The organism is Nocardiopsis halophila DSM 44494 (assembly GCF_000341245.1).
GTDB classification, from domain to species: Bacteria; Actinomycetota; Actinomycetes; order Streptosporangiales; family Streptosporangiaceae; genus Nocardiopsis_A; species Nocardiopsis_A halophila.
In genome coordinates, this window is sequence record NZ_ANAD01000075.1 from 1 (window position 1) to 17,801 (window position 17,801).

At 75.3% G+C, this 17,801-nt stretch carries 11 protein-coding genes, 1 other RNA gene and 1 pseudogene; 5 read left to right on the top strand and 8 right to left on the bottom strand.

Annotated elements, in window-relative coordinates; genetic code table 11:
- Window positions 1-469 precede the first annotated feature (469 nt).
- The 3 genes and pseudogenes from D450_RS35410 to D450_RS0109685 form a co-directional block, all read right to left on the bottom strand.
- A complete protein-coding gene (locus D450_RS35410) occupies window positions 470-1,435 on the bottom strand; it encodes a CDP-glycerol glycerophosphotransferase family protein (RefSeq protein ID WP_338037965.1) in 966 nt (321 codons plus the stop codon).
- Window positions 1,399-4,107: pseudogene (locus D450_RS29855) on the bottom strand (glycosyltransferase); the annotation flags it as partial. The pseudogene D450_RS29855 and the gene D450_RS35410, both read right to left, overlap by 37 nt.
- A 197-nt stretch (window positions 4,108-4,304) precedes the next feature.
- Window positions 4,305-6,296, bottom strand: coding sequence for a glycosyltransferase (locus tag D450_RS0109685; protein WP_017538469.1), 1,992 nt, complete (start codon window positions 6,294-6,296; stop codon window positions 4,305-4,307).
- 159 nt (window positions 6,297-6,455) lie between these two features.
- On the opposite strand from D450_RS0109685, the gene D450_RS0109690 reads away from it, so the two are divergent.
- The 4 genes from D450_RS0109690 to D450_RS0109705 all read left to right on the top strand — a co-directional run bounded on the left by D450_RS0109690 (window position 6,456) and on the right by D450_RS0109705 (window position 10,293).
- The gene (locus D450_RS0109690; RefSeq protein ID WP_017538470.1) at window positions 6,456-6,767 is read left to right on the top strand and encodes a hypothetical protein; all 312 of its coding nucleotides are present in this window, start codon (window positions 6,456-6,458) and stop codon (window positions 6,765-6,767) included.
- 106 nt (window positions 6,768-6,873) lie between these two features.
- Entirely contained in the window at window positions 6,874-7,863 is a 990-nt protein-coding gene (locus tag D450_RS0109695) for a metallophosphoesterase family protein (RefSeq protein ID WP_017538471.1), read from the top strand.
- Between the two features lie 70 nt (window positions 7,864-7,933).
- Window positions 7,934-8,236 (top strand): hypothetical protein, encoded by a 303-nt coding sequence (locus D450_RS0109700; protein WP_017538472.1) that lies wholly within the window; start codon window positions 7,934-7,936, stop codon window positions 8,234-8,236.
- Window positions 8,237-8,820: 584 nt separating this feature from the next.
- Window positions 8,821-10,293: an SDR family oxidoreductase gene (locus D450_RS0109705; RefSeq protein ID WP_017538473.1), complete on the top strand. Its 1,473-nt coding sequence runs from the start codon at window positions 8,821-8,823 to the stop codon at window positions 10,291-10,293.
- Between the two features lie 17 nt (window positions 10,294-10,310).
- Here D450_RS0109705 and D450_RS0109710 read toward each other — a convergent pair whose 3' ends face one another.
- Window positions 10,311-10,844: a MarR family winged helix-turn-helix transcriptional regulator gene (locus D450_RS0109710; protein ID WP_017538474.1), complete on the bottom strand. Its 534-nt coding sequence runs from the start codon at window positions 10,842-10,844 to the stop codon at window positions 10,311-10,313.
- 198 nt (window positions 10,845-11,042) lie between these two features.
- On the opposite strand from D450_RS0109710, the gene D450_RS29860 reads away from it, so the two are divergent.
- Window positions 11,043-13,286, top strand: a complete 2,244-nt coding sequence (locus D450_RS29860) for an MMPL family transporter (protein WP_017538475.1) — start codon at window positions 11,043-11,045, stop codon at window positions 13,284-13,286.
- A 157-nt stretch (window positions 13,287-13,443) separates the two neighbouring features.
- Here the strand turns inward: D450_RS29860 and ssrA are convergent.
- From ssrA to ftsX, 4 genes are all read right to left on the bottom strand, one after another.
- Window positions 13,444-13,816: a transfer-messenger RNA gene (gene ssrA / locus D450_RS32370) on the bottom strand.
- Between the two features lie 402 nt (window positions 13,817-14,218).
- Entirely contained in the window at window positions 14,219-16,321 is a 2,103-nt protein-coding gene (locus D450_RS0109720; RefSeq protein ID WP_017538476.1) for a penicillin-binding transpeptidase domain-containing protein, read from the bottom strand.
- Between the two features lie 23 nt (window positions 16,322-16,344).
- Complete coding sequence (gene smpB / locus D450_RS0109725; protein ID WP_017538477.1) at window positions 16,345-16,809, bottom strand: SsrA-binding protein SmpB; 465 nt, start codon at window positions 16,807-16,809, stop codon at window positions 16,345-16,347.
- A 45-nt stretch (window positions 16,810-16,854) separates the two neighbouring features.
- Window positions 16,855-17,763, bottom strand: coding sequence for a permease-like cell division protein FtsX (ftsX, locus tag D450_RS0109730; RefSeq protein WP_193789657.1), 909 nt, complete (start codon window positions 17,761-17,763; stop codon window positions 16,855-16,857).
- Window positions 17,764-17,801 lie beyond the last annotated feature (38 nt).

The window sequence follows — 17,801 nt, forward strand, 5'->3', positions numbered from 1 at the left end:
CGCCGTCCCGTCGCCCCCTCCAGCCCGCACCACCGACCAACCGGCGGCCGACAGCCCAGGCCGGGAAACCGCCCCGCCCCGTCGTCGCCGCCCTCCGCCCGGCACCCCGCCGCCCGGCCGACGGCCCTGAGCGGGGTCCCGCTGTTCCCGTGTCGCCGCCTCCGCCCGGGCCCCGGCGGCCCTGCGGCCGCCCGGGAGCCGGGGGGACCGCCCCGCCTCTTCGCCTCCCGGGGCGTCGGCCCTCGGCGGAGGCGATGAAGCGCTCGCGGCCGCTCGCGGCCGACGGTGACGCGTTCGACGGTGCCCGTGGCGGCGGTGCGTCCGCCAGGCCACGGGGACGCCCGGACGGCGACGCCCTCGGCACACCGTCCGGACACCACCGGAGAACAGGCACCGGCGCCACCGGTCCGCCGCCCTGCCCTGCCCCGCGAACACCCGGGGACCCCGGTCGCTCCGCTGCCGAGCGGGGTCAGGTGCCTCCCGGTCCCGCCTCCTCCAGATCGGGGGCGGGGGTCTCCTGCCGGGGCGTCGGTGCCGGCACCGACGCCCCGGTGCCGGCGGTGCCGTGGAGGTCGCCGAAGACGGCGTCCACGACCCGCGCGGCCGCCTTGCCGTCGTCGAGGGGGCAGAACCGGTCCACGAAGGCCGCATACCGGTCGCTGTACTGCGACCGTACGGCGTCGGCGGCCCGCACCGCCTCCACCAGGCCGTCCTGGTCCTGGATCAGCGGACCCGGCGCGACCTCCTCGAAGTCGAAGTAGAAGCCGCGCAGCCGGTCCCGGTACTCCTCCAGGTCGTAGGTGTAGAAGAGCATCGGCCGCCCGGTGTTGGCGAAGTCGAACATCAGCGACGAGTAGTCGGTGACCAGCACGTCCGCCACCAGGAACAGCTCCTGCACCTCCGGATAGGCCGACACGTCCACGACGAACCCGTCGCCCGCGCCGGGCACCCGGTCGACGATGTTGGGGTGGCGGCGCACGAGCAGAACGTGCCCGTCCCCCAGCGCGTCGCGCATCCGCTCGATGTCCAGCCGCAGGTCCAGCTTGTACCGCCCCGGCGAGTAGAACCTGTCGTCCCGCCACGTGGGCGCGTACAGCACCGCCTTCTTGCCCTCGGGCAGCCCCAGCCGTGCGCGCACCGCGCGGGCCGTCTCCTCGCGCTCGGGCGAGTGGAAGATGTCGTTGCGCGGGTACCCGGTCTCCAGCACCGTCCCCTCGAACCGGAACGCCTGGCGCAGGATGGGCGTGGCCCAGGGGCTCGGCGAGACCAGGTAGTCCCACTGGGCCACCTCCCGGGCGAGCCGCTCGTGGTAGCCGCGGGGGGCGGAGCGCNGCGGGCGGCGAAGCGCACCCGCTCGATGTCGAACCCGATCCGCTTGAGCATGGACCCGTGCCAGGTCTGCACCACGGTCTGGCCCTCGCGCTTGGCGAACCACGACGGCAGGTGGGCGTTGGTGACGACCACCTCCGAGGTCGCCAGCGCCTCGAAGTACTCCCGGCTCCCGTGCGGCACCGGCCGCACCGCCGGAGGCGTCCGCACCTGCCGGTCCCGGACCAGCCACAGCGACGGCGCCGAGGAGCGCCGGCGCCGCAGCTCCTCGAAGACCTCGCGCGGGCTGTCGGAGAACTGCTTGCCCGAGTAGCTGTCGAAGAGCACCTGCGAGCGCACCCGCAGCTCCCGCATGGCCGGGTAGGCCTCCTCCCGCAGCCGCTTCTGCGCCCGCGGGCCCCGCTCCTCGGGGAGCAGGGCCGGGCCGACGGTGAGGACCGGCGTGGTGGCGTCGGCGGCGTCGAGCACCGCCGGGCACTCCGGGGAGTCGTCCGCGGCGGGCAGCCCGCCCAGCAGCACGCGCGAGGCCCGCACCGGCACCTGCGGAGCGGCCCCTGCGCCGGCCGGCCCCTCGCCGGCCCCGGCGGTGCGCATGTGCAGCCGGTAGGAGCCCGAGGCCAGGGGAAGCGTGTCACCGAAGCAGGGGACCGCGTCCACCGGAACGCGCGCTTGGAAGCGCGCCCCCTCGACCGCCAAGGGGAAGGCGTGCTCTTCGTTCCGCCCCTTCGCCTTGATCACCAGGCGGGGGCCGGGCGAGAGCGCCTCGCCCCCGGGGAGCACCCCCTCCAGGACCAGCACGCGCTCCTCCCAGCGGGCCGACCGCAGGACCGGCTGGGGGACGGAGACGCGCACGACGGCCGCGCCCGCGTGGTCCTGCTCCACCGCCGCACAGCGCGTTCCGGACAGCAGCGGCTCGTCCGGCACCCCCTCGACGGAGAGCGCACGCGGTTCCACGCCTTCGCCGACCAGCCGGACCTCCCACCGCTCGCCGGCCACGGGCCCGCCCGGGGCGCGCCTGCGCTCCTCCAGCCCGTCGGCCAGGTCGGCGACCGGGAGGGCGCAGGCGAAGGCGCCGTCCTCGGTCAGGCGCAGCGGCACGTCCACCTCCCGGTCACCCGGCAGGCGGCGCAGGCGCAGCGCCGCGCCGGGCGGCGGGGCGGCGACCGCGCCCTCCAGCACCAGGTGCCCGTCGGAGCAGGCGCGCCCGGTGACGGCGGCCCGGTCCGCGTTGACGAGCACCCGCAGGCCCCCGCCCCGCCACACCGGCCGGGCGGTGGTCCCCGGCGCCACCTGGGCGGACTCGGGGCGGCGCGGCGCGCCCGCGGCGGGGGAGGCGAGCGCGGCCGTGCGCGCGATGCCCCGGTTGACCACGGTCAGGTCGATCCGCCACTCCCCGGAGCGCCGCCCGTCCCGCCCGCCCAGCCGGAGCGGGTCGACCACCACCCGGTAGCCGCCCCAGTCGAGGCGGGCCCCGACGGCGTCGGGCGCGGCCGGGAACTCGGGGGCCTGGAAGACCTCCACCGGCAGCCGGAGGCGGCGCCCGGTGTCGGGGTCGACGGCGTGCGCGCGCACGAACTGCTGGTAGCGGCGGACCGGGCGCAGGTGCTTGAGGCACACCCTGCCCTCGACCACCAGCCTGCCGTCCTGCCAGGCGAGCCGCTCGGCCTTCTGGCGCAGCTTCAGCTCGGCGCCGAGCCGGTAGACGCGCCGCGGGACGCCTGCCGCGGGGTCGTCCTTGAACGGGTAGTCGCCGTAGTAGGCCAGGCCGTGCCGGACCGCGCCGGCCCGCCGCCTCTCGGCGCTCTTGTCGAAGGTGAGCACCTCCGCCAGGCGGTCCATGTCGCGGCGCCGCACCAGGTGCCATTTGAGCCGGTCGAGGGCGGGCAGCGAGGCGAGGGCGCGCGGGTGCGCCTGTGCCAGGTAGTCCTCGGCCAGGTCGCAGAAGAGCGTCCGGAAGCCGTCGTCGGCCTCGTCGAGGAGCTGCAGGAAGATGCGCAGGTCGCTGCCGAGGGCGGTGGCGTCCCACCGGCGGCGGTCCTCGGCGCCGCAGTGGCCGCCGACGAAGTCGGCGGTGGCGCGCACGGCCCGGAAGCGGTCCCGCAGCCCCTGCTCGTGCAGGCGGTCCTGGGTGATGGAGGCGTCGTCGCCCGGGCGCTCGCGCCACAGGTAGACGGGGCAGGAGTGCACGTCCACCCCCGAGGCCAGGAAGTGCGCCGGGATGACGGTGGCGATGTCCTCGTAGAGGACCCCTTCGGGGAAGGACAGCCGGTGGGCGTCCCAGAACGCGCGCCGCCACAGCTTGTTGGTGGCGAGCCGGTCGGTGAGCAGGGTGGTGCGGCGGGTCACGTGGGTGGCGCGGGCCGAGGTGCGGAAGATCCTGCGGTGCATCGGGGAGGGGCGGGTGCCCAGCTCGTCGAGGCGGTGCACGTTGCCGGTGGCGAAGTCCGACCCGGTCTCGCGCAGGCCGGCGAGCAGGGTGCCGAAGGCGTGCGGGGGGACGGCGTCGTCGCTGTCCACGAAGGCGAGGAAGTCGCCGCCCGCGTGCCGGACGCCGGTGTTGCGGGCCGCGCCGAGCCCGGCGTTGTCCTGCCGGACGAGCCGGACCCGGGGGTCGTCGCCGGCGTGCTCGGCGGCGATCCGGGCGCTGTCGTCGGGGGAGCCGTCGTCGACGACGACGATCTCCAGGTCGGTGAGGGTCTGGCCGCGGAGCGAGCGGAGGCAGGCGCCCAGGTACCTCTCCACGTTGTAGACGGGGACGATCACGCTGAGAGCGGGCATGCGCAGTCCAATCGGAGACCCCGGCGGTGCCGGACACCATCCTTTCTGTAGCCATACAACTACTCTGCGTTGTCATTGCGGGTCCATGACACGCGATCACCGGACGATTCGCCCCCTGGGGCGGGCCCCCGGCCTCCGGGGACGGCGCCGTTCCCCAGGCCGGGGCGCCGTGGTCGCGGCGCCCCCTCCGGCCCGCCTCAGGGGGCCGCGACGACCTTGACGGCCAGGCGGTCGGCGCTGGAGAAGTACACCCGCACCGTGCACCGGCGCGGGCGCAGCAGGCCCAGCGGGCCCAGGCGCGCCCCGGGGCGGCGCGGGCCCGGCACCGTCAGGTCCGGGTGGGTGAAGACCGGTGTGGTGCGCAGGACGTCGGTGTCCAGGCGGCACAGCCCGGTCCGGTCGGCCCCCTCGTCCGGGCGCAGCCACAGGTCCCAGATGGCCTCCTCGCCCCGGAAACGGGAGGCGAACACGCGCGCGGGCAGCTCCGCGCGGAAGCCGCCCCCGCCCGCCGCCCGGGCCGGCGCCTCCGCCTCGCACACGCCGCTCCCCCGCCGCACCGCCTCCACCCGCGCGCCCGGACCGGGCTCGGCGCCCCACAGCTCCCCCACCACGGTGATGCGCCCCTCCGCCGTGCGCACCGACCGCACCTCGGCGTGCACGGTCCGCACGCGGCTGCGCACGGCCGGGGCGCCGTCCTCGCCCACGTACGGCAGGAGCGACCGCAGCCCCGGCGCCTCCCGGGACAGGCGCGGGGCCCCCAGGTAGCCCGACGTGTCGCAGGCGGAGCATCCGACCGCCGTCTCGGCGCCGTCCGGCCGGCGGAGCGCGACCCGCCACTCCCCCTCGCCCGGTCCGCCCAGCCGGGGGACGACCGCCGTCCCCGCCTCCGCCGGGAACACGGCGGCCTCGGCCCCGCGCCCGCCGCCCGCACCCCCGGTGCGGCGGTGCAGGACCACCTCGGACCCCTCGGGCGCGCCGTGCAGGTCGATGCGGACGTCGCCGGAGCCGTCGACCGAGACCCGCCCCTGGACCTCCCGCGACCGGCGCTTCGACGCCTCCTCCAGGACCGCCTCGAAGCGCTCCGCGCTGTGCGCCTCGTCGAACCGCTCGGCCCCGATCCGCGCCGCCTCGCCCATCTCCGAGCGCGCACGGGGGTCGCCCAGCACCACCCGCAGCGCGTCGGCCATGGCCTCCGCGTCCCCGGGCGGCACGAGCAGCCCCTCCTTGCCCGAGGTGATGATGTTGCGGGGCCCGTGGTCGCAGTCGGCGCTCACCACGGGCAGCCCGAGCGACATCGCCTCCACCAGGACGTTGCCGAACGGCTCGCGCTTGGACGGCAGGGCGAACACCGCCCCCTTGGCCAGTTCCCAGGGCAGGCGCTCGGTCGGGCCCATCAGGTGGGCCCGCTCGTACAGGCCGCGCTCCTCGATCACGCCCCGGATCCGCGCCTTCTCCGGGCCTCCCCCGTGGATGCGCAGGCCCCATTCGGGGAACTCCCCGCTCACCTTCGCGAACGCCTCCACCAGGACGTCGAAGCCCTTGTGCGGCTTGAGCACGCCCCCGGTCACGATGAACGGGGCGCCGGCCGCGCGCAGGCCGCCCCCGCCGGCCGGGGGCACGCAGTTGGGCACCGCGGGCATGGAGTGCCCGCCGCCGGTGTCGGCCTGGAGGCGTTCGGCGACCTCCGGGGTGAGCACGGTGACCGCGTCCATCGCCCGGTAGGCGGGGTACAGCTCCCGCTTCACCTCGCGGGCGTAGCCCCAGGGGTGCGAGTGCTCCTGGGCCAGGCGCAGGTAGCCGCCGCCGTCCGCGCGCGCGAGCACCACGGTGATCCTCGGGTTGGAGCTGACCACCGCGTCGGCGTCGGTCCCGGCGAGGTAGCGCAGCAGCCGGAGCTCGGCCAGGCGCCCCACCTTGGGGGTCTTCTGCGCGGGGTCGTCCGGGTAGACGCGGGGGCGCTGCACCGCCAGCGGGTCCTCGGCGTCGCCGGTGGGCGACTCGGGGCGCACGTCGGTCAGGTTCACCACCCGCACCCGCGGGTCGAGCGGGAACGGGGACCGGTCCCGGGCCCGCCGCAGCGCCACCACCTCCACCTCGTGCCGGCCGGCGAGCGCCCCGGCCAGGTTGTGCACGGCGCTGACCACACCCCCGATGTGGTCGCGGTCCACGATGAGAAACGCGATCTTCACGGTGCCCCTCCCCCTCGCTCCTGACCGCCACCTTCGCCGCCGCCGGGGGCGCCCGCCACGACCGGCCCGGCGTGTCGCGGCCGTTGCTACGGATGAGTAACGCTACTGAGGGTGACAATGGCAGTGCTGTGAAGGCATGTCCGAGCGTGAGGAGGCGCCATGGCCAAGAAGAAGAACGCGCGTTCCCGTACGGCGCCGCCGCCCGCCGAGACCGCCGAGAGCGAGCAGCTCTCGCGCCTGGCCGAGGCTCTGGCCAAGTACGGTGTCGGCACACGGGTGATCCGCAGAGAGCCGCCCGTGCTGCGGGTGAGCAACCCCGACTCCGAGTACGCGGTGGAGGACGTGGGCTGCGAGCGCCGCGAGCACGGCCACGCCTTCCTCGCCTCCTTCGGCGTCCACCTGGGCACCAGCGAGAGCATCCCGCTGACCGCCCGCAAGGTCGCCTGGCTGGTGGGCGCCACGGACCGGTGACCCGCCGGCCCGCGGACCGGGGCCGCACGCGGTGTTCGCCCGGTGTTCGCCGGGCGTCCCCCGCGGGTCCGGTCCCGCGGCCCGGCGGGCGGCTACCGTGGCCGCCGTGACGACCTTCGTGCACACCGCCGACCTGCACCTGGACGGCCCGCTGCGGGGCCTGTCGCCGCGCCGGCCCGAGGCCGGGCGCACCGCCCGCGACGCCGCCGCCGAGGTGCTCGAACCGCTCGCCGACCTGGTCCTGGCCCAGGGCGCCGCCGCCCTGGTGGTCGCCGGGGACCTGTGGGACCGCGACCACCACCGCGAGGAGACCGTCCGCCGCCTGCGCGAGCAGGCCGAGCGCCTGCACGCCGCGGACGCGGCCGTCGTCGTCGCCGACGGGCCCCACGACACCGCCTACCCGGGCCGCCTGGCCTGGCCCCTGCCGCCCAACGTGCACCGGTTCGGCCCCGGTGCGCCCCGCACGGTGGTCCTGGACGGCGCCGGGCTGGCCTTCCACGGGTCCGACACGGCCCCGCGCCCGGGCGCCGCCGCCGTCCACGGCCTGCCGGCACCGGTGCCGGGGGCGGCCAACGTGGGCGTCCTGCACGTCCCGTTCGCCCCGGCGGCCATGGACGCCCTGGAACGGAAGGGCTACGACTACTGGGCGCTCGGCCACGAGCACCGCAGGACCGTGGTGTCGGCGGACCCGTGGATCGTCTACCCGGGCACCCCGCAGGGACGCCACTCCGGCGAGCCGGGCCCGAAGGGCGCCACAGTGGCGGACGTCGGGGACGGACGCGTCACCGGCGTCCGCCACCACGAGCTGGCCGGGGTCCGCTGGGAGCGCCTGGAGGTGGACTGCGCGGCCGGCGGGCTGTCCGCGGGGCTGTCCCGCGCCCGCGAGGCCCTGGGCCGGGCGGTCGCCGACCTGTCCCCGGGGCAGCGGCTGGGCGCCGAGCTGGGCCCCCTGGGCCCGGCCCCGTCCCGCGAGGCGCTGTCCTCCCTGACCGCCGCCCTCGACGCCGAGGCCCCGGCCCAGGTGCTGTCGGTGACCGCGCCCGCCCCGATGCAGGTGCCCCGGCCCCGCCGGAGGGTGCTGAGCCCGATCTCCTGAGCCCTCTTCCGCTCCCTCTTCTGAGCGCCGCGGGCGCGTGGCCGCGCCGCTCCCCGGGCATGACCGGGGGGTGGCAGACGTACAGCGGTCCGACGACGGGCGCCACCTCCTGATCGGAGGGCGCCGGTGGCGCGCCTCCGATCCCGAGCTGCCCGAGGACGTGCGCCGCCGCCTGGTGGACCACCTGATGGACGCGCGGCGGGCGGTGGCCGCGGCACGCCGCGCGGACGACCGGGAGGCCGAGCGCCGGGCCCGCGCGCGGGTGCACACGGCCAAGACCGGCCTCGGCGAACGCGGGACCCCGTGGTGGGAACAGCCCCTGCCGGACCGCCGCACCCGCTGGGAGGAGGCCCTGCGCGCCCTCGATCCGTGACCGGGTGCGCCGTCGGTGAACGAGGCGTGCCGGCCCTGTCTCGAACGACCGGCCGGACGGGGCGGCGGGCATCGGGAGTGGTGAGACCACCACTATGGGCGCCCAATGTGGTGGTCTCACCACTCCCGATGCCCCGAGCCCCCTCTGGCACCCGATATGCACCGCGATGCCGCGCCTGGCCGACCCTCCGACGGCCCGCCGCCCGATACGCGGGCACGGATGCGGCGCCCGCCGTTCCGCCACCGCCCTCTCGGGTGACCGCCCGCACGCCGAACGCTCGACAGCAGTGCCGCAAGGACCGCCGGCCTTCCCTGGCCGCCGCCCTCCACCTGGCACTCCGCCGACCCGGCGCCCGGCAGGCGACCATGAGCCGGGACCACTCGGCTCCTCTGCCGCCGGCGGACCGCAGGAACTCAAAAGGTTGGCCTTGGAAAAGCGTTGCGAACGCGTTTCGCCTTGCCGACGGGGCCTGACCGGCACACCGTTGCCGTCAGGGGTGCGACGGCCGAGGGAGCGGGGGAACCACCATGGGGCCAGAGCGGCGTCGCCGTACACGGCGGCCTTCGGGATCGGGGGGCTGACCGGTGACCGTCCTCGTCACCGGGGCCACCGGCTACATCGGCGGACGGCTGGTCCCCGAGCTGCTCGCGGCCGGGCGCCGGGTGCGCTGCCTGGCACGCTCCCCCGAGAGGCTGCGCGACCACCCGTGGCGCGACAGCGTCGAGGTGGTGCAGGGCGACGTCCTGGACGCCGCCTCGCTCAGGCCGGCCCTGCAGGGCGTGCGGACCGCCTACTACCTCGTGCACTCAATGGGCGGCGGGAGCGGTTTCGCCGAAGAGGACGCACGGGCGGCCCGCACCTTCGCCCACGCGGCCGCCGAGGCCGGCGTGGAGCGCATCGTCTACCTGGGAGGGCTCGCCCCCGAGCGCGGCCCGCTCTCCCCGCACCTGGCCTCCCGGCGCCGCGTGGGGCGCATCCTGCTCGACGGCCCGGTCCCCGCCGTCGTGCTCCAGGCCGCGGTCATCCTCGGCTCGGGGTCGGCCTCCTTCGAGATGCTGCGCTACCTGACCGAGCGCCTTCCCGTGATGGTCGCGCCGCGGTGGGTGCGCACCCGGGTGCAGCCGATCGCCGTGCGTGACGTGCTGCGCCTGCTGGTCAGAGCCGATGGGCTGCCCCCGGGCACCGATCGGGCCTATGACGTGGGCGGGCCCGACGTGCTCACCTACGCCGACATGATCCAGCGCTTCGCCCGCGCCGCGGGCATCGGACGCAGGCTGATCCTGCCGGTCCCGGTGCTCACCCCGCGGCTGTCCGGCCTGTGGGTCGGCCTGGTCACGCCCGTCCCCGCGGCGGTGGCCCGCCCGCTGGCGGAATCGCTGCGGCACGAGGTGGTCTGCCGCGAGGACGACCTGGCCGACGCCCTGCAGGACCACGAGCGCCTGGACACCGACGCGGCACTGCGCCTGGCGCTGCAGCGCATCGGCGAGGCCGACGTCGCCACCCGGTGGTCCTCGGCCTCCTGGCCCAAGGCGCCCTCGGACCCGCTGCCCACGGACCCCGGCTGGGCGGGCGGCTCGCTGTACACCGACACCAGGGAGCGGGCGACCCGCGCCTCCCCCGAGGCGCTGTGGCGCGTGGTGGAGGGCATCGGCGGGGAGAACGGCTGGTACTCCTGGCCCCTGGCCTGGGCCGCCCGCGGCTGGATCGACCGCGCGGTCGGGGGCGTGGGCCTGCGGCGGGGGCGGCGCGACCCCCGGCGGCTCCGGGTCGGCGACTCCCTGGACTTCTGGCGGGTGGAGGAGATCGAGCCGGGGCGGCTGCTGCGGTTGCGCGCCGAGATGCGCCTGCCCGGACTCGCCTGGCTGGAGCTGGGCACCGAGGTCCGCGACGGGCGCACCCGGTACCGGCAGCGGGCGCTGTTCCACCCGCGCGGACTGGCCGGCCAGCTCTACTGGTGGTCGGTGCGCCCCTTCCACGGCATCGTGTTCGGCTCGATGGCCCGCAACATCGTCCGCGCCGCCGAGCGAGAGCCGCGGACGGGCGGGGAGCCCCGGTGACGGCGCCGGGCGGCCGGTCAGCCGCCCGGGCCCGGCTCCGGGGGGACGGACCGCCCGGCCAGGGCGTCGAGGGTGGCGCCGATCCGGGACAGCCAGTCCGCGATGACCTCCAGCTCCCCGACCGAGTAGCGGTCGTGCAGGGCGGTCATCGCCTCCCTGATCCCCGTCCCGCCGGGGACCGGGGGCCTCTCGGCGCCGACGGCGGGGCGGACGACCACCTTGCGGCGGTCCTCGGGGTGGCGGTCGCGGACCACCAGGCCGCGGGCCTCCAGGCGGTCGACCACCCCGGTCACCGACCCGGTGGTCAGGCGCAGGTCCCGGGCGATCTCGCCCGGGGTCATCGGGCCGCCGACCTTCAGCAGGGCGTAGCACTGGAAGTCGCTGGGGTTGAGCCCGGAGCCGTCGGACATCGCGTGCAGCAGGCGGATGAGCCCGGCGGCCAGGCGCTGTCCGTCGTTCTGGATGTCCAGGTACAGCTCTTCGCGCCCGCCGTGCGGCGGCTTCCCCTCCGCCCTGCCGGCGGGGTCCGCCGATCCGGCGGGATCCTCCATCGGGCACCTCCCCACTCCCCGACTGCGCCGGAGAGCCGGTGCGCCGCCGTGTCCGGGACTGGATTCTAGGCGCTCACGGCCTTCGGGGGACAACGGCGCCCGGGCTTGACGCGGGACACGGCCCATGATTTATCTTGATTTCCAAGATAAACGGAAACCAAGATATTGATGACGCACACCACACCGGGAGGACGAGCGATGCGCGGCAGGACACGCGGCCGGAGGGCCTGGTACGGCGCGGCCGTACTGGTCGTCCTGGTCTGGCTGGCGGCGGCGGGGCCGCTCGGTTCGGCCATGGGCCGGCTCTCGGACGCGCAGACCAACGACGCCTCGGCGTTCCTGCCGGTGGGCGCCGAGTCCACGCAGGTCCAGCAGGAACGCGAGGCGTTCGACGACTCGGCCGCGGTTCCGGCGATCGCCGTCTACTCGGCGGACGGTCCGATGGGGCCGCAGAGCCTGGCCGCGATCTCCGAGGACGCCGAGCGCGTCTCCGGTGAGCCCTGGGTCGACGGCGAGGTCGCCGGCCCGGTCCCCGGGACCGAGGACGAGAGCGTCGCCCAGATCGTGGTGCCGGTCGCGGAGTCGGCCGACACCGGCGAGGCCGTGGAGGAGCTGCGCGCCCTCCTGGCCGACAGCGCCCTGGAGGGGGCCGAGGTCCAGGTGACCGGCCCCGCGGGGATCAGCGCCGACCTGTCGGCCGCCTTCGGGGGCATCGACGGGACGCTGCTGGCCGTCGCCCTGGCCGCGGTGCTGGTCATCCTCATCGCCGTGTACCGCTCCCCGCTGCTGCCCCTGGTGGTGATCACCGCCTCGCTGCTCGCCCTGGTGCTGGCGGCCGCGGCCGTCGGGGCCGCGGCGGAGGCCGGCCTGGTCGACCTCAACGGCCAGAGCCAGGGCATCCTGTTCATCCTGGTCGTCGGCGCCTGCACCGACTACGCCCTGCTGCTGGTCGCCCGCCAGCGCGAGGCCCTGCGCTCCGGCGCCGACCCCGTGCGGGCGGTGCGATCGGCCGTGCGCGGCACCGCCGCCCCGATCCTGGCCTCGGGCGGGACCGTCATCCTCGGCGTCCTGTGCCTGCTCGCCAGCGACCTGTCCTCCAACCGCGGCCTGGGACCGGTCGCCGCCCTGGGCATCGCCGCGGCCCTGGTCTCCGCGCTGACCTTCCTGCCCGCGGCGCTCCTCCTGCTGGGCCGGGGCGCCTTCTGGCCGTTCGCCCCGCGCCCGGACGGCGCGGCCTCCGACCCGGACGCCGACGCCCCGCTCCGGTCGGTCCTGCGCGCGCACCCCCTCTGGGGGCGCATCGCCCGGGTGGTCGAGCGCCGACCGCGCGCCCTGTGGGTGGGCACCACGCTGCTGCTGGCGGCGGCCGCCGCCTTCGTCCCGCAGTTCGAGGCCGAGGGCACCTCGCAGCTCGACGTCTTCCGCACCGAGGTCGAGGCCGTCGAGGGGCAGCGCACCATCGACCGGGCCTTCGGCGCGGAGGCCGGGGCGGTACCGGCCGTCGTGACCGCCGAGGCCGGGCGGGCCGACGACGTCGCCGCCGCGGCCGAGGGGGTCGCGGGCGTCACCGGAGCGCAGGTCCTGACCGACGGCCCCGGGCCGGGCGCGGGCCAGGCCCCGGGGCAGGCGGCTGAACCGGCCGAGCCGCGGGTCGAGGACGGACGCGTGCTGCTGGAGGTCTCCCTGGCCGCGCCGGCCGAATCCTCCGAGGCGGTGGAGATCGTCCGTGACCTGCGCGACGGGGTCCACGCGGTGCCCGGCGCCGACGCGCGCGTCGGCGGGGCCGCGGCGGTCGCCCTGGACACCCTGGAGACCTCGGAGCGGGACCTGGCGGTCGTCATCCCGCTCGTGCTCGCGGTGGTCCTGGCGGTCCTGGTGGTGCTGCTCCGGTCGGTGGTCGCCCCCGTGCTGCTGATCGCCACCACCGTGCTGTCCTTCGGCTCCGCACTGGGCGCGGGGGCGCTGGTCTTCGACCACGTGCTCGACCTGCCCGGGGCCGACCCGGTGGTCCCGCTCTTCGCGTTCGTGTTCCTGGTGGCGCTGGGGATCGACTACAACATCTTCCTCATGACCCGGGCCCGGGAGGAGGCGGTGCGCCACGGCCACAGGGAAGGGGTGCTGCGCGCGCTCACGCTCACCGGAGGGGTGATCACCTCGGCCGGCGTGGTGCTCGCCGCGACCTTCGCGGCGCTGGCCGTGCTGCCCATCCTCTTCCTGCTCCAGCTGGCGTTCCTGGTCTCCTTCGGGGTCCTGCTCGACGCCCTGCTGGTCCGCTCGCTCCTCGTCCCCGCACTGAGCCTGGACGTCGGCCGGCGGATGTGGTGGCCCTCCCGCCTGTCCCGCCGCCCCGAGGACGCCGAGCGGCAGGAGCGGACGGAGGGGCCGGAACGGCCCGCCTCCGATTCCGCTGGGACGACCGGGGGCACGGGGCCGACCGCGTGAACCCCGACTGACCCCGCCGGGAAACAGGAAAGGGGGCCCTGCCGATGGCAGGGCCCCCTTTCCCCGGGCACGCTCCCAGAGGCGCGCGCGTGACGCGCAGAAAATGAAAAAGCCCCTGACCGTGCGATCTCATCGCAGGCCAGGGGCTTTTTCTCAGGGGTGGAGGTGGCGGGAATCGAACCCGCGTCCTTCAGCACCGCACCAGAGCTTCTCCGGGCGCAGTCCGTGCTGTCGTTCTACTCGGCCCCAGCGCTACCACGGACAGTTCGCTGACAGGCCCAGCCACGAAGATGTCCCACCAGGCCCCGTGGCCTGATCCCGGTGGTGAGTCCTCTTAACGATGCCGGACACTGAGCCGAGGACAGGCCCAGGCCGACAGAGTTGCTATCGCTTAGGCAGCGAGAGCGAACTCAGTGCGCTTGGAATTGGCACTTGATATTTAATGCGAATGCAGGATTAACGAGGTCACAAACGCAACCCTCGGCCCGCTTCCCCTGAAACGATCACCGAAGTCGAAACCGATCACCCCCTGTGGATTTGTCAACGGGCCCGGGGACCCGCGCACGGGGAGCCGAAGCCCCCCGAGGGCGCCTCGGGCGGTCGCGGGTGCCTGAGCCCCCGCCCCCGTCCAGGGCGTCCTGCGTTCCAACGCTACCGGTACAACGCACGGGACGCCAAGCTGATTCCCGCTCGGGCCCCCGAACACGCAGAAACCCTCGCGGGCGCGGACGGGATCCATCAACGCGGCCCGCGAGGGCGGCCGGCAGGGTCGGGCCGGCCTTCCTGCGGCAGAGCCACCCCCGAGATGAGGCCCTGCCTCCTGGACTGAGTGACGCGACCCCCCATCGCGTCGCCCGGTCACCAGGAAGGACGCCCCCGGAGGCGGACAAGGTTGCCCCGAATGCCGACTTTGCTGCGATTTTCCCGGCCGGTCAGCCGCCGATGGGCGGCTCGGCCCCGGTCTGCTCCCCGGTACCGGGGGTCTGGCCGGGGCCCTGTCCGGGGGTCTGGCCCGTGTCCTGGCCTCCGGCGCCCTCGCCGGTGTCCCCGCCCTCGGCTCCGTCCGCGCCCTCCTGCTCCTCGGAGGACCCGGGCTCCTCGGCCGTCTTCGGCTCGGCGTAGCCGGCCTCGACGTACCCGGCCGGCAGCCCCTGGAGGAAGGTGTTCCCGGCCACCAGCGCGTACTGGTCCCACACCTGCTCCGGGTCGACCTCGGCCACCGCGGCGAACGCGACGTTCCCCTGGTAGCCCACGAACCACTGCACGGTGGTCGCATCCCCGCCGATGGTCTGCTCCACCTGGCCGACCTGCCCGTGCACCGGGACCGTCCCCAGGTTGGCCGGGGTCGCCTGGCCGCGCTCCACCGTCGCGCGCATCATCTGCCGGAGCGCCTCGACCGTGGCGCCGTCCAGCTTCTCCCCGTCGGCCGCCTCGGCGGCCATCTGGTCGTCGGCGTCCACGGCCAGGCGCGGCGCGTGCCAGGTGCCGTCGGCCACCGCGCCGGCCGCCAGCGCCATCCCCAGCGGGCTGACGGTGACGCCCTCGGCACCGGTCATCGCCCCGGCGGTCTCGGCCGCTCCCCCGCCCGCGGAGACCTCGCCGCTGTAGGTGGGCAGCGACAGCCGCCAGTCCGCGCCGATCCCGAAGTCGGCCGCGGTCCGGCGCAGCTCCTCCTCGCCGACGTCGGTGGCCAGCCCGGCCAGCGCCGAAGTGCAGCCGTTGGCGAAGGCGCTCTCCAGCGTCTGCGGCTGCGCCCACACCCCGTTGGGGCCCTCGTTGCCGAAGCTCTGCCCGCCGACCTCGGTGCTCTCCTGGCACGCGAGCGGGCCGTCGGCGGTGGCCGCCCCGCTGCGCAGCGCCGCGGCGGCCGAGACGATGGAGAACGCCCCGCCCGGCCGGTACTGCGCGTTCAGCGCACCGTCGTTGTCGAAGGAGGCCGGGTCGCCCGCGGCCGAGAGCACCTCTCCGGTGCGCACGTCGACCGCGACCAGGTGCGCACGCCCGGGCATCGCCTCCAGCGCGTCCTGCGCCGCCTGCTGGGCGGTCAGGTCCAGGGTGGTGGTCAGCGCACCGCTGGCGGCCCCCGGCCACTCCTTGAGCACCCCGGTCTGCCCGCCGTCGGCGTCCAGGGTGACGACCTGGGTGGTGGCGGTCCCGGCCAGGCGGTGCTGGAAGACGTTCTGCAGACCGCTCAGGCCGACCGTGTCGCCGGCCTGGTAGGCGCTGGCCACCCGGGAGGAGATGTTGTGCTCGGCCGTCCCGGCGACCTCGCCCACCACCGACCGCGCGGCGCGCGGGCTCAGCGGCATGCGCTGCTCGCGGGTCTGCACCCCGGTGATCCCCTCGGCCTCGGAGAGCACCTCGGCGTCCACGTCCTTGGTGCGCATCAGCACCAGCGGCTGGAAGTCCTCCGGCGGAGCCGAGCGGACGCGGTCGGTCATCGGGGCAGGGTCCTCGCCCAGCAGCTCGGCCAGTTCGGCGATGCCGGCGCCGCCGTCCTCCAGCTCGGCGGGGACGACCCCGAACTCGGTCACCTCCGCCTCGCCCACCAGGGGCTCGCCGTTGCGGTCGAAGACGCGGCCGCGGTCGGGCACGTCGTAGTTGACCGCCAGCCGCTCCCCCGCGCCCAGGTCGGGGTGGATCACCGAGGGGTCCCAGGCGATGCGCCAGCCGTCGCCGCCGCGGTTCAGCTCCATCCGCCCGGTGTACTTCCACACCGGGTCGCCGATGCCCAGGTCGGCCTGGGCCTCGAACGCGGCGGTGGCGCCGTCGTCCTCCAGCTCCACCGGCCCCAGGCCGAACCGCACGCCGGCCAGGTCGAGCTGGTCGTGCGCGCTCTCCAGGGCCGCGGCGACCTCCTCGGGGTCGCCGTCGGTCTGGCGGGCGGCGGCCTCGAACTCCCCCGCCTGCCAGTCCAGCAGGAAGGTCCGGACCGCCACGTCCGGGTAGGGCTGGGGCGCGCACGCGGCGAGCGCCGCCGCGGCGGCCAGGCCCGTTCCTGCGCTGAGGTACCGGCGGATGTGACGGGGGGACACCCTGGCTGTTCCTTTCACCTCGCCTAGCGGCGGCGGCGCAGGGCGCGCTCGATGTCGCGCTGCGCCTCGCGCGCGGCGATGTCCTGGCGCTTGTCGTGGCTTCGCTTACCGCGGGCCAGGGCCAGTTCGACCTTGGCCTTGCCCTCGCTGAAGTACAGCGACAGCGGGACGAGCGTGCGCCCCGGCTCCTGGGTCTTGCCGATGAGCCGGGCGATCTCGGTGCGGTGCAGCAGAAGCTTACGCGGTCGCCGGGCCGCGTGGTTGGTCCAGGTCCCGTGCGCGTACTCGGGGATGTGCACGTTCTCCAGCCACACCTCGCCGTTCTTGACGTGCGCGAAGCCGTCGGTGAGCGAGGCGCGCCCGGCGCGCAGCGACTTCACCTCGGTGCCGGTGAGGACCAGCCCCGCCTCGTAGGTGTCGTCGATGTGGTAGTCGTACCGGGCACGGCGGTTCTGCGCGATGACCTTGCGGCCCTTCTCGCGAGGCACTCGACCTCTCCTCTTTCTCCGTCGGGCCCGCGGGGCGGGCCTGGCTCACACCCGAAGGTAGCGCCGCAGCGTCAGGAACGACGAGATGGTGCACAGCAGGATGCCCAGGACCATCGAGAGCCCGATGACGTAGGCCAGCGAACCGGCGCCCAGCGAGACGTCGAAGGCGAACCAGGACTGGATCCGGTCCAGCAGCACGTACCGGGTCGCCACGATGAACCCGGAGGCGATGACGCCGCCGATGAGGCCCGAGATGGCCCCTTCCAGCAGGAAGGGCAGCTGGATGTAGAAGTTGGAGGCGCCCACCAGGCGCATGATCCCGGTCTCCCGGCGCCGGCTGTAGGCCGACAGGCGGATGGTGTTGCCGATCAGCAGCGCCGCGGCGGCCAACTGCACGAAGGAGACCACCAGCGCGGCCCACTTGAGCCCGTCCAGCAGCTCGAAGAACTGGTCGAGGACCTGCTGGTCGTTGTGGACCGAGTCGACGCCCGGCCTCCCCTGCACCGTCTCGACCACGGCGTCGAACTTGTTGGGGTCGCTCAGCTGCACCCGGAAGTTGTCCGGGATGTCGCCCTCCTGGGCGGCCTCGGTCAGCGCCCGGTTCTCCGAGAAGCGGTCCTGGAACTCCTTCCAGGCCTCGGCCGCGGTCACGTACTCCACGCCGGTGACCTCGTCCAGCGACTCCAGGTCGGACTGGATCGCCTCGCGGTCCTCCTTGGTGGCCGGGCCGTTCTCCTGGCAGACCTCCGAGGGGGAGACCTCGGTGCACATGTACACCGTGACCGAGACGCGCTCGTCCCAGAACTGGCGCATGTGCGAGATCTGCTGCTGCACCAGCAGGCCGCTGCCGAACAGGGCCAGGGAGATGGCCACCGTGATGATGACGGCGATGGTCATCGTGAGATTACGGCGAAGGCCGATCCACATCTCGGAAAGTACGAATTGTGCGCGCATGAGTGCTAAAGGTCCATCCTTGAGGGCTTCGGCGCTGC

What these genes read in the sequence shown, in the direction of transcription:
- ftsX (WP_193789657.1), bottom strand. Translation starts at nt 17,763, where the DNA reads ATGCGCGCACAATTCGTACTTTCCGAGATGTGGATCGGCCTTCGCCGT.
- D450_RS0109710 (WP_017538474.1), bottom strand. Translation starts at nt 10,844, where the DNA reads ATGGAGGATCCCGCCGGATCGGCGGACCCCGCCGGCAGGGCGGAGGGG.
- D450_RS29860 (WP_017538475.1), top strand. Translation starts at nt 11,043, where the DNA reads ATGCGCGGCAGGACACGCGGCCGGAGGGCCTGGTACGGCGCGGCCGTA.
- D450_RS0109690 (WP_017538470.1), top strand. Translation starts at nt 6,456, where the DNA reads ATGGCCAAGAAGAAGAACGCGCGTTCCCGTACGGCGCCGCCGCCCGCC.